We start from the raw sequence: 12,108 nt of genomic DNA, 5'->3' as shown, positions 1-12,108 counted from the left end.
GGGGGAGCACGTCCGCCGGGACCGTGCCCGGGCCGGGCCGGTCAGGCGTTCCCCGGAGGCGGTCCGTGAGCGGGCCGGGGTCCGATCCGGTCTCCGTCTTCCTCGCCGACGACGACGCGGGGCTGCGCGGGGCGTACCGGAAGCTGTTCGAACGCACCCCGGGTTTCCGGTTCGCCGGGGAGGCGGCGGACGGGGAGGCGGCGGCGCGGCTGGTGGCGGCGCTGCGGCCGTCCGTCGCGCTGCTGGACGTGCAGATGCCCGGGACCGGCGGGCTGGAGGCGGCCCGGCGCATCCTGGCGGAGACGCGCACCCGGGTCGTGATGCTCACCACGTTCGACCTGGACGAGTACGTGCACGAGGCGCTCACGCTCGGCGCGTCGGGCTTCCTGCTGAAGAACGCGGCCCCGGCGGAGGTGCTGCACGCGGTCCGCACGGTGCACGCGGGCAACGCGATGCTCGCCCCGGAGGTGACCGTACGGCTGCTGGACCGGTTCCGTCCGCGCCGGCCCGACGAGCGGCACGCGTTCACCCGGCAGGTGCTGTCGCAGCGGGAGCTGCAGGTGATCCGGCTGGTCGCCCGCGGCCTGTCCAACCGGCGGATCGCGGACGAGCTGTGCCTGAGCCTGGAGACGGTCCGCACCTACCTGCGCCGGATCTTCGCCAAGCTGGACGTCAGCGACCGCACCCAGCTGGCCGTGCTCGCCCACGAGGCGGGACTGCTGCACGAGCCGCGTTAGCTGTCTACTTCCGGGTGACGCGCCCGCTCGCGGCCTCGCCGGATGCTGAGTGCTCCGACACGAGACACGAGGCGAGGGATGATAGAGATCACGCGGCTCACCAAGCGGTACGGCGGGAAGCCGGCGGTGGACGACGTCAGCTTCACGGTCAGGCCCGGCCGGGTCACCGGCTTCCTCGGCCCGAACGGGGCCGGCAAGTCGACGACCCTGCGCGTGCTGCTCGGCTTGGACCGCCCGGACGGCGGCACCGCGCTGATCGGCGGACGGCGCTACCGGGACCTGCGCCACCCGCTGCGCACGGTGGGGGCGCTGCTGGACGGGGCGGGCCCGGTGCCCGAGCGCCGCGCCGTGGACCACCTCACCTGGATCGCGCAGAGCAACCGGATCCCGCGCCGCCGGGTGCACGAGGTGCTCGAACTGGTGGGCCTGACCGGCGCGGCCCGGCAGCGGGTGAAGGGCTACTCGCTCGGCATGCGGCAGCGGCTCGGGATCGCCGCGGCGCTGCTCGGCGACCCGGAGGTCCTGGTGCTGGACGAACCGGTCAACGGGCTCGACCCGGAGGGCGTCCGCCGGGTGCGGGACCTGCTGCGCGAGTACGCCGCGTCCGGCCGTACCGTGCTGCTCTCCAGCCACCTGATGGCGGAGACGGCCGAGACCGCCGACGACGCGATCGTGATCGCGCGGGGCCGGATCGTCGCGCACGGCCCGCTGGCCGGCCTCAGCGCGGGGCACGGGTCGCTGGAGTCGGCGTTCTTCGCGCTCACCGGCGACCGGGAAGGCAGGGGAGGATGGTGAGGGACGCGGCGGCCGCGGTCCGGGCGGAGCTGACGAAGATCGTCACGCTCCGCGCGGTGTGGCTCGTCACCGGTGCCGTCGTCGGCCTGCACCTGCTCCTGTGGACCCAGAACATAGACGCCGAGACGGAGGCGGTGGACGGCATCACCGCGGACGGCATGATCGAGCGGTTCCCGGGCACGGTGCGCCCGGCCCGCGAGGCGCTCGCCGAGTATCTGGCCGCGTCGTCGTTCCAGATGTGCCTGTTCCTGCCCTTCACCGCCGCGGTCATCGGGGGCCAGGAGTTCCGCGCCGGCCAGCTCGGGGCCTCCCTGCTCGCGGTCCCGCGGCGCGGGCTGCTGGTCGGCGCGAAGACGCTCGCCACCGGCGGTTTCCTGCTGTCCGCCGCCGCCGTCATCGCCGCGATCAGCACGGCGTTCATGTACGGCGCGACCAGGGGCTGGGATCCGGGCCTGGTGGTGAGCGCGCAGGCGTGGGCCGCCCAGGCGAAGTTCCTGGCCTACGCGGTCCTGAGCGGTCTCGTCACCTTCGCCGTCACCCTGATCGCCCGCAGCACCCTCGCCGGCGTCCTGGTCACCGTGGTGCTGACCGCGCTGACCATGAGCCAGGTCCTGGCGGCCTTCGCCCCCGCGCTGGACGCGCTGGTCCCGCTGAGCGCGGGCCGCAACCTGATCCTCCTCCCCGGGGAGGACCTGCGGTTGTCCGCCGGTCCGGCGCACGCCATGGCCGTGCTCGTCGCCTGGCCGCTGCTGGCCACCGTCACGGCCGCGGTCCTCCTCACCCGGCGGGACGCGCGATGACCGCGGCCCCGGCCGGTGGCGTTCCGGACGCGGACGGGATCAGGCTGTCCGATCCGGTCCGCGCCGAGCTCACCAAGATCCTCACCCTGCCCGCGACGTGGATCGCGCTCGCCCTGGCCCTGGCGGCCGACACGCTGCTCGGCCTGCTGGCCGCCACGGACGCCGTCCGCCTCGCCGGCCCGGACGGGCAGGTCGCGCTCGCCCGGTCCGGCACCGTGCTGCTCGCCCCGGTGTACGCCTTCGCGGCCGTGCCGGTCTTCGCGGCGGGCGGCGAGTACCGGGGCGGACAGGTCAGGGTGAGCCTGCTGGCGGTTCCCGACCGCGACCGCTTCTTCCTGTCGAAGCTCCTGGCGGTCCTGGGCGTGCTCGCGGTCGCGGCGCTCCCCGCCGTGCTGCCGGGCCACCTCGTCCGGCACGTGCTCGGCGGCGCGGACGCGGGCGGGGCGGCCGGCGGCGTGCCCGCGAAGGCGGTGGCCTACCTGCTGGTCGGCCTGGTGGCGTACGGGTTCGCCGCGCTGGCGAGGACGGTCGTCGCCCCGCTGGCCGTGCTGGCCGCCCTGCCGGTCCTGGTCTCCCCGCTGCTGCGGGGCATGGCGCCCGAGGTGGTGCGGTCGCTGCCGCACGAGGCGGCGCTGAGCTTTCTCGGCGTGCCCGAGGGCCCGGATCTCGCGCTGGAGCGGCCGGTGGGCCTGCTGGTGGTCGCGGCGTGGGCCGCGGTGTCCGTCGGCGCCGCCTGGGCGGCCACCGCCCGGCGGGACGGCTGACGGCTCCCGGCCGCTCCTGCCGGGGGCCGGTCCGGCCCCGGTGGTGCGGCCCGGCCCGGCGGCGCGGTCCGGGGACCCCGCACATGATCCCCGCGGGTGGCAATCAACCGTTCGGTGGATTCGAGGGTCAGCACGATCGGCGGCCGAGTGTGGCCGGCGGATCGATTCGCCCCGGACGGGGACGGAAGATCCTTGATCCATGGCAGTCATCGAAGTCACAGACCTCCGCAAGAGGTACGCGGACCTGACCGTTCTGGACGGGGTGTCGTTCTCCGTGGAGGAGGGCGAGATCTTCGGCATCCTCGGGCCGAACGGCACCGGCAAGACCACCACCGTGGAGTGCGTGGAGGGCCTGCGCCGGCCCGACGGCGGGTCGATCAGGATCTTCGGGCTCGACCCGGTGAAGGACGCGCGCAAGGTCCGCGAGCTGATCGGGGTGCAGCTCCAGCAGACCCGGCTGCCGGAGAACATCAAGGTGTGGGAGGCCCTCGACCTGTACGCCTCCTTCTACACCGAGCCGCGCGACTGGCGGGAGCTGCTGGAGGAGTGGGGGCTGGCCGACAAGCGCGACGCCCGCTTCGGCAAGCTGTCCGGCGGCCAGAAGCAGCGGCTGTTCATCGCGCTGGCGCTGGTCGGCAACCCGAAGGTGGCCTTCCTGGACGAGCTGACCACGGGCCTGGACCCGCAGGCCCGCCGCGCCACCTGGGAGCTGGTCAAGCGGGTCCGGGCGAGCGGGGTGACGGTGGTGCTGGTCAGCCACTTCATGGACGAGGTGGAGGAGCTGTGCGACCGCGTCGCCGTCCTCGACCGCGGCAGGGTCGTGGCGGTCGACACCCCGGCCGGGCTGGTCGGCGGCGAGCACCGGATGCGGTTCAGGCTGATGGCGGGCGACCCGGCGGGCCTGGAAGGGCTGCCCGGGGTGACCGGTGTGTCCAGGGAGGGCGACCGGGTGGTCGTCACCGGCCGGGGCGACTTCGCCACGGCGGTCACCGCGCACCTGGCCCGCCACCACGTCCTGGTCAGTGATCTCCGCATCGACAAGCGCACCCTGGACGACGCCTTCGCCGCCCTGACCGGCCGCTCCTTCGAGTAGAGGAATCCGAACATGATGAAGCTCGCCGTCGTCGAGACCAAGCTGCTGACCCGGGAGCCCGGGGCGCTGTTCTCGCTGCTCATCCCGCTGTTCATCCTGGTGGTGTTCGGAAGCTCGATCGAGCCGGGGGACACCGTGCTGCTGCCGATGGCGCTGGCCATCGCCGTGGGGATGGTGGGCCTCTACCTGCTGCCCACCACTCTTGCCACCTACCGCGAGCGGGGCATCCTGCGCCGGCTGTCGGCCACCCCGGTGCGCCCGGTCAACCTGCTGGTGGTGCAGCTGATCCTGCAGCTCGTCCTCGCGGTGACCGCCTGCGGCCTGCTGCTGGCCGTCGCGGGCACCGTCCTCGGCGCCCGCCTGCCCACCGGGGTGCTGCCCGCCGCGGCGGTGTTCCTCCTCGGTACGGCGAGCATGTTCGCGATCGGCCTGCTCATCGCGGCGCTGGCGCCCAACGGCCGGGCCGCCAACGGCATCGGGGTCCTGCTGTACTTCCCGATGGCCTACCTCGCCGGGCTCATGCAGCCCAAGGATCAGATGCCCGCTATGGTGGCCCGCATCGGGGAGTACACCCCTCTGGGTGCTTTCGGGCAGAGCATGCGCGAGATCTGGGCGGGTGCTGCTCCCAGCCCCCTGCTGCTGGGTGTGCTGGCCGGCTACGCCCTGGTCGTCAGCATCGCGGCGGCCACGTTCTTCCGCTGGGAGTGACGGATGACGACCGGCCGGCTCGACCGATGGGAACGGTTGCTGGAGCGCCAGATGGCGGCCGCGCCGTACGTCCTGCTGGTGGTCTCCGCGGTGCTCTCCCTGCTGGGCGGCGCGAGCCCCTGGATCACGCTCGGCCTCACCGTTCTCGCGGCCGCCTGGACGGGGCTCATGCCGCGGGGCGTGGCCGGCGGCGCGGTCTACGTGGCCGGACTGGTGGTCCTGATCGGCGTGCTCTGCACGCAGGGAGTGTGGTTCGCGAGCTTCTTCGGCTTCATCGGATATCTCCACTCCTGGCAGTACCTGAAGGGGAAGTGGCGGCTGGCCGGCGTGGGTGCCACGGCGGCGATCAGCGTCGCGGCCTACGGCGGGGGCCTGCCCGAGCCCACCCCTTACGCGATCTTCACCTACCTGTTCTTCACCGCCGCCATCGTCGCGGGGGTGAGCCTGTTCAGCTTCGTCGGCGAGGTCACCGCCGAGCGGAGCGACGAGCGCAGGCGCATGGTGGCCCGGCTCGAGGAGGCCATGCGGGAGAACGCCGGGCTCCAGGCCCAGCTGCTGGTCCAGGCCCGGGAGGCGGGCGTGATGGACGAGCGGCAGCGCATGGCGGCGGAGATCCACGACACCCTCGCCCAGGGCCTGACCGGCATCATCACCCAGCTCCAGGCGGCCAAGCAGGCCGAGGACTGGCGGCGCAACGTGGACAACGCGATAGGGCTGGCGCGGGAGAGCCTCGCCGAGGCCCGGCGCTCGGTGCACGCGGTGGGGCCCGGCCAACTGGAGGCGGCTCCGCTGCCCGAGGCGCTGCGGGACGTCGTGGCCCGGTGGGGCGAGCTCAACGGGGTGCGCGCGGACTTCACCGTCACCGGTACGGTCTGTCCCATGCATCCGGAGGTCGAGGAGACGCTGCTGCGCACGGCGCAGGAGGCGCTGGCCAACGCCGCCAAGCACGCCGGCGCGTCGCGGGTGGGCCTGACCCTGTCGTACATGGAGGACGTGGTGACCCTGGACGTCCGCGACGACGGCGCCGGATTCGCCCCGGAGCGGGTGGGAGACGCCGGCGGGTTCGGCCTGACGTCGATGCGCAAGCGGGTCGACCGGCTGGCGGGCACCCTGGTGATCGAGTCCGAGCCCGGCGCGGGCACCGCGATCTCCGCGAGCGTCCCGGCGGTGGCCCGTGACTGAGCCCTCGCAGACCCCCGTCCGGCTGCTGATCGCCGACGACCACCCCATCGTCCGCGACGGCATCCGCGGCATGTTCACCGGCGACCCGGGCTTCGAGGTCGTCGGCGAGGCCGCCGACGGCGCCCGGGCCGTCGAGCTCGCGCGGGCGCTGGACCCGGACGTGATCCTCATGGACCTGCGCATGCCCGGCACGGACGGCGTCGCGGCCATCAAGGAACTCGCCCGGACGGGCAGCAGGGCCCGCGTGCTCGTCCTGACCACCTACGACACCGACCGCGACGTCCTGCCCGCCATCGAGGCCGGGGCGACCGGGTACCTCCTCAAGGACACCGGCCGCGACGAGCTCGTCCGCGCCGTGCGCACGGCGGCGCGGGGGGAGGCCGTGCTCTCCCCGTCGGTCGCCACCCGCCTCCTCGGCCAGGTCCGCACGCCCGCCGCCCCGCTGAGCGCCCGGGAGCTGGAGATCCTCTCCCTCATCGCCGAGGGCGCCACCAACCGCGAGGTCGCCGCCCGCCTGTTCATCAGCGAGGCCACGGTCAAGAGCCACGTGCTGCACATCTACGCCAAGCTCGACGTCAACGACCGCGCGGCGGCCGTCGCCGCGGCCTTCCGGCGAGGTCTGCTCACCCTGGACGGGGGCTGACCGGCCGCGGGGGCTCAGGCCGCCGGGTGGCCGTAGTCGTTCCAGCTCGGCGGCCGGGTCATCAGCTGCCGCCAGGTGGGCCACTCCCCGCCGGTGTGCTGGCGCAGGAGCTCGCCGGGCATGGTGTACGGCGGAGCCTTGTGGGGCTTGGCGAGCGCCTGCCCGACGATCGCGTCGAACAGGACGGCCGAGGCGCGCAGGCGGGGGAACTCCGCGTGGACGCGGTCGGCGTAGCCGGCCGGGAGGGTGTAGGGGCCGTCGGGGCCGAGGTCGAAACCCGCGCCGGCCGAGACGAGGGCGATCTCGGGCCGCTTGCGCAGGGCGATGTCGTGGCACAGGTGCAGGGCGACGGCGTCCCACACGACCTCGACGCGCTCGGCGGGCACCCCCAGGTCGGTGAGGAAGCGGGCGGCCAGGTCGGCGCCGTCGAGGTCGAAGCGCTGGTCGCCGTCGCCCTCGTCGCTGAGCCCGACGTCGTGCAGCACGCAGCCGAGGAACAGCAGTTCGTCGTCGTAGTCGGCGTCCGGGCGCAGGCCCTGCTGCTCGCCGATGAAGCGGCCGTACAGGTAGCTGCGCATGCTGTGGTTGAAGATCGCCGGGTCCTCGATCTCCCGGGCGAAGCGCGCCGCGCCCAGGGCGAGGTCCGTGCGGGGGAACGGCAGCTGGTCGTCGTCCACCGGAGTCGTCCTTTCCGTGTGGTGCTCGGGTGGGCGCAGGGCGGGACGTCCCGCGCCCGGTCTCCTCAAGCTTCAGTCACCCTGAAGCTTAGTCCATGCTTCAGCCGTCCTGAAGGCGGGGGCGGGAACCCGGCGGGCGCTGCGGGGAAACCGGCTAGTTCGTCCTGCGAACTGCAGGGGCGGGCGAATGTTAGCCTGGCCGGATGGTTAAGCATGATGGCGGCCGGATCGGGATCGCGGCCGCACTGGTGCGGTCCGCTTTCCTGGTGAACGCCGTGTACGCCGAATCCGCCCGGGAGTACGGCATCACCTCGCAGCAGGGCCAGCTGCTGTGCGTGCTGATGGCCAAGCCGTACGGCATGGGCGAACTGGGCGCGACGCTGAGACTGGCCAAGTCGAGCCTCACCGGCCTGGTGGACCGCACCGAGCGCAACGGCCTGGTCGAGCGCAGGCCGGATCCGCAGGACACGCGGGCGGTGCGGGTCGCGCTCACCCGGCGGGGGGGCCGGATAGCGGAGGAGTTCTACACCGAGACCTGCCGGCGGATCGAGGCGCTGACGGCGGGGTTCGCCCCGGCCGAGCGCGACGCGCTCGCCGCCCTGCTCGGCCGCGTCGTGCTGGACAACAAGGTCCCTGCGGTCTTCCTGGGGCCCGGGGAGGAGGACGCGGGCGACCGCGGGAACTGAGGTGTGCCGCCCTCCCGGCGGAACGGGGAGTTGTAGTTCGTGTTGCGAACTAATATGGTTCGTTATGCGAACTGCGGCCTTTTTTCCTGGGAGCGTGAATCATGGGTCGTGCACCTGTACGAGAAGTCGTCTTCGGCTTCGGCGCGCACAGCGGCATCGACGAGGTGCCGCGGCTGCTGCGCATGGTCCAGCAGGCCGACCGTGACGGGCTCGACGTCTTCTCCCTGTCGGACCACCCCTACATCGGCGGGCGCGTGGACGCCTACGCCGCTCTCGGGTTCATCCTGGGGCGGACGGAGCGCATCGCGGGATTCGCCAACGTCACCAACCTGCCGACCCGGCCCGCCCCCATGCTGGCGCGGACGGTGACGTCGCTGTCGGCGCTGTCGGACGGCCGGATCGTGCTCGGCATGGGCGCGGGCGGGCTGTGGGACCGGATCTCCGACATGGGGGTGCCGCGGCTGTCACCCGGTGACGCCGTGGACGCCTTCGAGGAGGCGATCGTCCTGGTCAAGCTGCTGGCGGGCGGCGGGGAACCGGTCACCTTCCAGGGCCGGCACTACCGGGTGGAGCGGATCGAGCCGGCGCCGGTGGCCGCTCCCCCCGTGTGGACCGGATCGGTCGGACGGAAATCCCTGGCCGCCACCGGCCGCGTGGCCGACGGCTGGATCCCCGGCCACGCGGCGGACTGGCTCAGCGAGCGGTACCGCACGTCGCGGCCGGTCATCGACGAGGCGGCGGCGGCCGTGGGCCGCGATCCGCGCGAGATCCGCACGGTCTTCAACTTCCCCGGACGCATCACCGACCGGCCGCTGCCCGCCACGCGGGACCGCGACGGGCGCTGGATCGGCGGCTCCGTCGGCCAGTGGGTCGAGGAGCTGACCGGGGCCGTGCTGGAGCACGGCGCGTCGGGCTTCACGCTCTTCGCGGCCGATCACGGCGTGCCGGACCCCGTCACCCTCGGCCGCTGGGCCCGGGAGGTCGCCCCGGCCGTACGCGAGGCGGTCGCGAAGGAGGACGGCTGAGCAGTCCCGGGCCGCGGCGCGGCCCGGGACGCGGTCAGGCGCCGACGTAGGCCGCCAGGTGCAGGCCGCCGGTGGGCTCGTCGAAGACGTAGGTGGTGTCGGTGGGCGGGGAGCCGAGGTGGCGGATGTGCGGTTGCATCGCCTCCCGGTCCTTCGGCAGGAACGACTTGCGGATCTTCGGGATGAGCCCGGAGAACGCCTGGGGCGAGCCGATGTGCGGCCGCCCGAGCCGGCTGAAGAGGATGCGCAGCATCGCGTTGGCGTCGGTGGCGGTGCCGACCTGTAGGCCCCGTTGACCAGCCGCTGCGACTCCGCGGCGATCGTGCCGAACACCAGCGAGCTCTTGCCCGGGCCGGAGACGCCGGTGAACACCGTCAGCCGGCGTTCCGGGATCTCGACGCTGACGTCCTCGAGGTTGTTCACCCGCGCGCCGTGCACGCGGATCAGGGCCTCAGCTCACCGCCTGCTTCACCAGCGCGGCGATCCTCTCCTCCACCTCGGCCGTCACCTCGGTCAGCGCGAAGGCGGTCGGCCACATCACGCCCTCGTCCAGCTTCGCCGAGTCGTTGAACCCGAGCGTCGCGTACCGCGCCTTGAACTTCTCCGCGCTCTGGAAGAAGCAGACGACCTTGCCGTCCAGCGCGTAGGCGGGCATCCCGTACCAGAGCTTCGGCGCGAGGACCGGGGCGTTGGCCTTGACGACGGCGTGGACGCGCTCGGCCATGAGCCGGTCCGACTCCTGCATCTCGGCGATCTTCGCGAGCACGTCCCGCTCCGCCTCCGCCGCCTTGTCCGCCTTGGAGCCGCGGCGCGCCGCCTTCTTCATCTCCTGGGCGTGCTCCTTCATCGCGGCCCGCTCCTCGGCCGTGAACCCCTCGTACGCGCTGTTGCCGGTGCTGCTCATCGTGTTCTCCTCCGTCGGTTCCGGTGTGAGATCAAGAATGCCCGTCCGGGTTGATACATCCGCTATGCGATGACGATGCGGCGGCGCCGGGAGGGGCCGGCCGGAGAGCGGCCCGTCCCGGGGCTCATGCGCCGGAAGCCCCGGAACCCGCGCTCCGGTCCGGCCCGGCGCCGCCGGCGAAGTGCGACAGGACCATCTCGACCAGCGCGGAGACGTCGGCGTCGGCCATCGGCTCACCGGTCATGCCCATCCGGTGGAGCAGGGTTCCGACGACGACGTCGATGAGGAACAGGACCCGGTGCTCCGGCTCGCCGAGCGCGTCCTGCAGCGCGAGCCGGTACGGGTCCTGCAGCCGGGTGGACAGGATCTCGCGCAGCGCCGGATCGCTGACGGCGTCGCTGAACACGCCCGCGAACGCGTCGCCCACCCCGGGCTCGCCGATCTTCGCCGCGGCCCAGCGGACGGCCGAGGAGATGAGCTCGGCCCGCCCGGCGCCCTCCAGCGGCACCGGGCCGAACGCGTCGAGGAGGCAGTCCACGATCAGCGCGCCCTTCGACGGCCAGCGACGGTAGATCGTCGTCTTCGCGACGCCGGCCGCCGCCGCGATGCGGTCGACGGTGGCGCGCGCGTAGCCGAGCTCGTCGACCGCGCTGAGCGTCGCGGCGAAGACCGCGGCGTCGACGCCGGAACGCGGACGACCGGGTGGCCTGGTGGACGGGGTCGATCTGGTCATGGCCACACGATAGTCATTTGCGCTACGGTCGGTATCGATACGTGACGTGGCGGAACCGTCCGGCCGAGGAGGGGGCATGGGTGGGGACACCGGTGCGGCGCCCTCGTCCGCGACCTCGGCCGGGTGGCAGGGGACGACCATGCTGCAGCCGGGCCGGCTCGCCTTCACCGGCGACGTCGGCACCACCGAGCCGCACGCGCACGCGGCCCTGCAGATCCTCGTCGTGGCCACCGGGACGGTGGAGCTGGCCGATGCCCACCGCACCCGCCGCCGGGTGCGGGCGGCGGTCATCCCGCCCCGGGCCCGGCCCGGCCGCGACGCTGATGAGCATGGTGAAATCCGTTGTCCGCTACGGCTACGTGCCCTTCATGCTGCTGGGTGTCGACGGCGCCGCCGCCGCCCTGGCCGCCACCGGCGCCTCCAAGCTGTGGCTGGTCGCCCTGCTGGCGGTGGCCATCAGCTGCTCCTTCGCCGCCGAACGCGTCCTGCCGTACGAGGCCGAGTGGAACAGGCCGGCCGGTGACGGCGCCCGCGATGTCGCGCACGCCGGTGTCAACGAGCTGCTGCTGCTCGCCGGCGTCGGTGCCATCCCGCTGCTGGCCGCCACCGTCACCGTCGCCGACCTATGGCCGCACTCCTGGCCCTTCGCTCTGCAGGTGCTGGCCGCGGTCCTGGTCGCCGACCTCGGCATCACGCTGACCCACTACGCCAGCCACAGGATCGGCGTGCTGTGGCGCTTCCACGCCGTCCACCACTCCGTCACCCGCTTCTACGGCTTCAACGGCCTGATGAAGCACCCCCTGCACCAGGCGCTGGAGACGGGCGTCGGCGTCGCCCCGCTCGTCCTCGTCGGCCTGCCGCTCGACGTCGCCTCCGCGCTGGCCGTCACCGTCGCCGTCCAGTTGCTGCTGCAGCACTCCAACGCCGACTACCGCGTCGGCGCCCTGAAGTACGTGCTCGCCCTCAACGAGGGCCACCGCTTCCACCACCTGAAGTGGGCCGGCGTCGGTGACGTCAACTTCGGGCTGTTCACCCTGGTCTGGGACCACCTGCTCGGCACCTTCTCCTACGACCCGGGTCGCCGCTTCACCTCCGGCCAGCTCGGCATGGCCGCCAAGCCGCACTACCCCACCGGCTATCTGGCCCAGCTCGCCGAACCCTTCCGCGCCTCGGGCGCCTGCCACGCCGGCTCCGCGGTTCCCGATCCCGACCGGCGGGAGCGGGCGGTGGCGTGACCCGGTCCGCCGGGCGGGACCCCGGTGCGCGCATGACCCGGACGGCCCGGTGGACGGGACCGCCCGGGGCCTGCGCGCACCACGACCCATTACGCTACGAACAGTATCGATACTTCGAGTAGCGAA

At 73.2% G+C, this 12,108-nt stretch carries 14 protein-coding genes and 1 pseudogene; 11 read left to right on the top strand and 4 right to left on the bottom strand.

From position 1 onward, the window contains the following. The first annotated feature begins 65 nt into the window (after nt 1–65). The 8 genes from ABD823_RS16880 to ABD823_RS16845 all read left to right on the top strand — a co-directional run bounded on the left by ABD823_RS16880 (nt 66) and on the right by ABD823_RS16845 (nt 6,722). Nucleotides 66–737: a response regulator gene (locus ABD823_RS16880; protein ID WP_344860574.1), complete on the top strand. Its 672-nt coding sequence runs from the start codon at nt 66–68 to the stop codon at nt 735–737. A gap of 78 nt (nt 738–815) precedes the next feature. Further along, nucleotides 816–1,532 (top strand): ABC transporter ATP-binding protein, encoded by a 717-nt coding sequence (locus tag ABD823_RS16875; protein ID WP_344860572.1) that lies wholly within the window; start codon nt 816–818, stop codon nt 1,530–1,532. Next, nucleotides 1,526–2,332 carry an ABC transporter permease gene (locus ABD823_RS16870; protein WP_344860571.1) on the top strand — a complete coding sequence of 269 codons (807 nt, stop codon included), beginning with the start codon at nt 1,526–1,528 and terminating at the stop codon, nt 2,330–2,332. The genes ABD823_RS16875 and ABD823_RS16870 overlap by 7 nt, the downstream gene beginning before the upstream one ends. After that, nucleotides 2,329–3,096 (top strand): hypothetical protein, encoded by a 768-nt coding sequence (locus tag ABD823_RS16865; protein WP_344860569.1) that lies wholly within the window; start codon nt 2,329–2,331, stop codon nt 3,094–3,096. The genes ABD823_RS16870 and ABD823_RS16865 overlap by 4 nt, the downstream gene beginning before the upstream one ends. A 199-nt stretch (nt 3,097–3,295) precedes the next feature. Further along, a complete protein-coding gene (locus ABD823_RS16860) occupies nt 3,296–4,189 on the top strand; it encodes an ABC transporter ATP-binding protein (protein ID WP_344860567.1) in 894 nt (297 codons plus the stop codon). Between the two features lie 12 nt (nt 4,190–4,201). After that, nucleotides 4,202–4,897, top strand: coding sequence for an ABC transporter permease (locus tag ABD823_RS16855; protein ID WP_344860566.1), 696 nt, complete (start codon nt 4,202–4,204; stop codon nt 4,895–4,897). Between the two features lie 3 nt (nt 4,898–4,900). Then, nucleotides 4,901–6,079, top strand: coding sequence for a sensor histidine kinase (locus ABD823_RS16850; RefSeq protein WP_344860564.1), 1,179 nt, complete (start codon nt 4,901–4,903; stop codon nt 6,077–6,079). After that, nucleotides 6,072–6,722 carry a response regulator gene (locus ABD823_RS16845; protein ID WP_344860561.1) on the top strand — a complete coding sequence of 217 codons (651 nt, stop codon included), beginning with the start codon at nt 6,072–6,074 and terminating at the stop codon, nt 6,720–6,722. The genes ABD823_RS16850 and ABD823_RS16845 overlap by 8 nt, the downstream gene beginning before the upstream one ends. A gap of 14 nt (nt 6,723–6,736) precedes the next feature. On the opposite strand, the gene ABD823_RS16840 is transcribed toward ABD823_RS16845, so the two are convergent. Continuing rightward, nucleotides 6,737–7,399 carry an HD domain-containing protein gene (locus tag ABD823_RS16840; RefSeq protein ID WP_344860560.1) on the bottom strand — a complete coding sequence of 221 codons (663 nt, stop codon included), beginning with the start codon at nt 7,397–7,399 and terminating at the stop codon, nt 6,737–6,739. A gap of 203 nt (nt 7,400–7,602) precedes the next feature. On the opposite strand from ABD823_RS16840, the gene ABD823_RS16835 reads away from it, so the two are divergent. After that, the gene (locus ABD823_RS16835; protein WP_344860557.1) at nt 7,603–8,085 is read left to right on the top strand and encodes a MarR family winged helix-turn-helix transcriptional regulator; all 483 of its coding nucleotides are present in this window, start codon (nt 7,603–7,605) and stop codon (nt 8,083–8,085) included. A 101-nt stretch (nt 8,086–8,186) separates the two neighbouring features. Beyond that, nucleotides 8,187–9,110 carry an LLM class flavin-dependent oxidoreductase gene (locus ABD823_RS16830; RefSeq protein WP_344860555.1) on the top strand — a complete coding sequence of 308 codons (924 nt, stop codon included), beginning with the start codon at nt 8,187–8,189 and terminating at the stop codon, nt 9,108–9,110. 163 nt (nt 9,111–9,273) lie between these two features. On the opposite strand, the pseudogene ABD823_RS16825 reads toward ABD823_RS16830, so the two are convergent. The 3 genes and pseudogenes from ABD823_RS16825 to ABD823_RS16815 all read right to left on the bottom strand — a co-directional run. Further along, nucleotides 9,274–9,557, bottom strand: a pseudogene (locus tag ABD823_RS16825) (excinuclease ABC subunit UvrA); the annotation flags it as partial. Nucleotides 9,558–9,561: 4 nt separating this feature from the next. Next, nucleotides 9,562–10,014 (bottom strand): iron chaperone, encoded by a 453-nt coding sequence (locus ABD823_RS16820; RefSeq protein ID WP_344860553.1) that lies wholly within the window; start codon nt 10,012–10,014, stop codon nt 9,562–9,564. A gap of 124 nt (nt 10,015–10,138) precedes the next feature. Next, a complete protein-coding gene (locus ABD823_RS16815) occupies nt 10,139–10,747 on the bottom strand; it encodes a TetR/AcrR family transcriptional regulator (RefSeq protein ID WP_344860551.1) in 609 nt (202 codons plus the stop codon). Between the two features lie 329 nt (nt 10,748–11,076). Here ABD823_RS16815 and ABD823_RS16810 point away from each other — a divergent pair, with 329 nt between their 5' ends. Then, complete coding sequence (locus tag ABD823_RS16810; protein ID WP_344860549.1) at nt 11,077–11,982, top strand: sterol desaturase family protein; 906 nt, start codon at nt 11,077–11,079, stop codon at nt 11,980–11,982. Nucleotides 11,983–12,108: the final 126 nt, after the last annotated feature.

This window comes from Planomonospora alba, from assembly GCF_039534085.1.
Taxonomy (GTDB): Bacteria; Actinomycetota; Actinomycetes; order Streptosporangiales; family Streptosporangiaceae; genus Planomonospora_B; species Planomonospora_B alba.
The sequence above is the reverse complement of the archived record's forward strand: the minus strand, read 5'-3'. Positions and strand labels throughout refer to the sequence as shown.

Bases quoted from the DNA above. Each gene is read 5' to 3' on its own strand.
- ABD823_RS16820 (WP_344860553.1), bottom strand. From the start codon at position 10,014: ATGAGCAGCACCGGCAACAGCGCGTACGAGGGGTTCACGGCCGAGGAG.
- ABD823_RS16850 (WP_344860564.1), top strand. From the start codon at position 4,901: ATGACGACCGGCCGGCTCGACCGATGGGAACGGTTGCTGGAGCGCCAG.
- ABD823_RS16870 (WP_344860571.1), top strand. From the start codon at position 1,526: ATGGTGAGGGACGCGGCGGCCGCGGTCCGGGCGGAGCTGACGAAGATC.
- ABD823_RS16810 (WP_344860549.1), top strand. From the start codon at position 11,077: ATGGTGAAATCCGTTGTCCGCTACGGCTACGTGCCCTTCATGCTGCTG.
- ABD823_RS16835 (WP_344860557.1), top strand. From the start codon at position 7,603: ATGGTTAAGCATGATGGCGGCCGGATCGGGATCGCGGCCGCACTGGTG.
- ABD823_RS16875 (WP_344860572.1), top strand. From the start codon at position 816: ATGATAGAGATCACGCGGCTCACCAAGCGGTACGGCGGGAAGCCGGCG.
- ABD823_RS16855 (WP_344860566.1), top strand. From the start codon at position 4,202: ATGATGAAGCTCGCCGTCGTCGAGACCAAGCTGCTGACCCGGGAGCCC.
- ABD823_RS16865 (WP_344860569.1), top strand. From the start codon at position 2,329: ATGACCGCGGCCCCGGCCGGTGGCGTTCCGGACGCGGACGGGATCAGG.
- ABD823_RS16860 (WP_344860567.1), top strand. From the start codon at position 3,296: ATGGCAGTCATCGAAGTCACAGACCTCCGCAAGAGGTACGCGGACCTG.
- ABD823_RS16815 (WP_344860551.1), bottom strand. From the start codon at position 10,747: ATGACCAGATCGACCCCGTCCACCAGGCCACCCGGTCGTCCGCGTTCC.
- ABD823_RS16830 (WP_344860555.1), top strand. From the start codon at position 8,187: ATGGGTCGTGCACCTGTACGAGAAGTCGTCTTCGGCTTCGGCGCGCAC.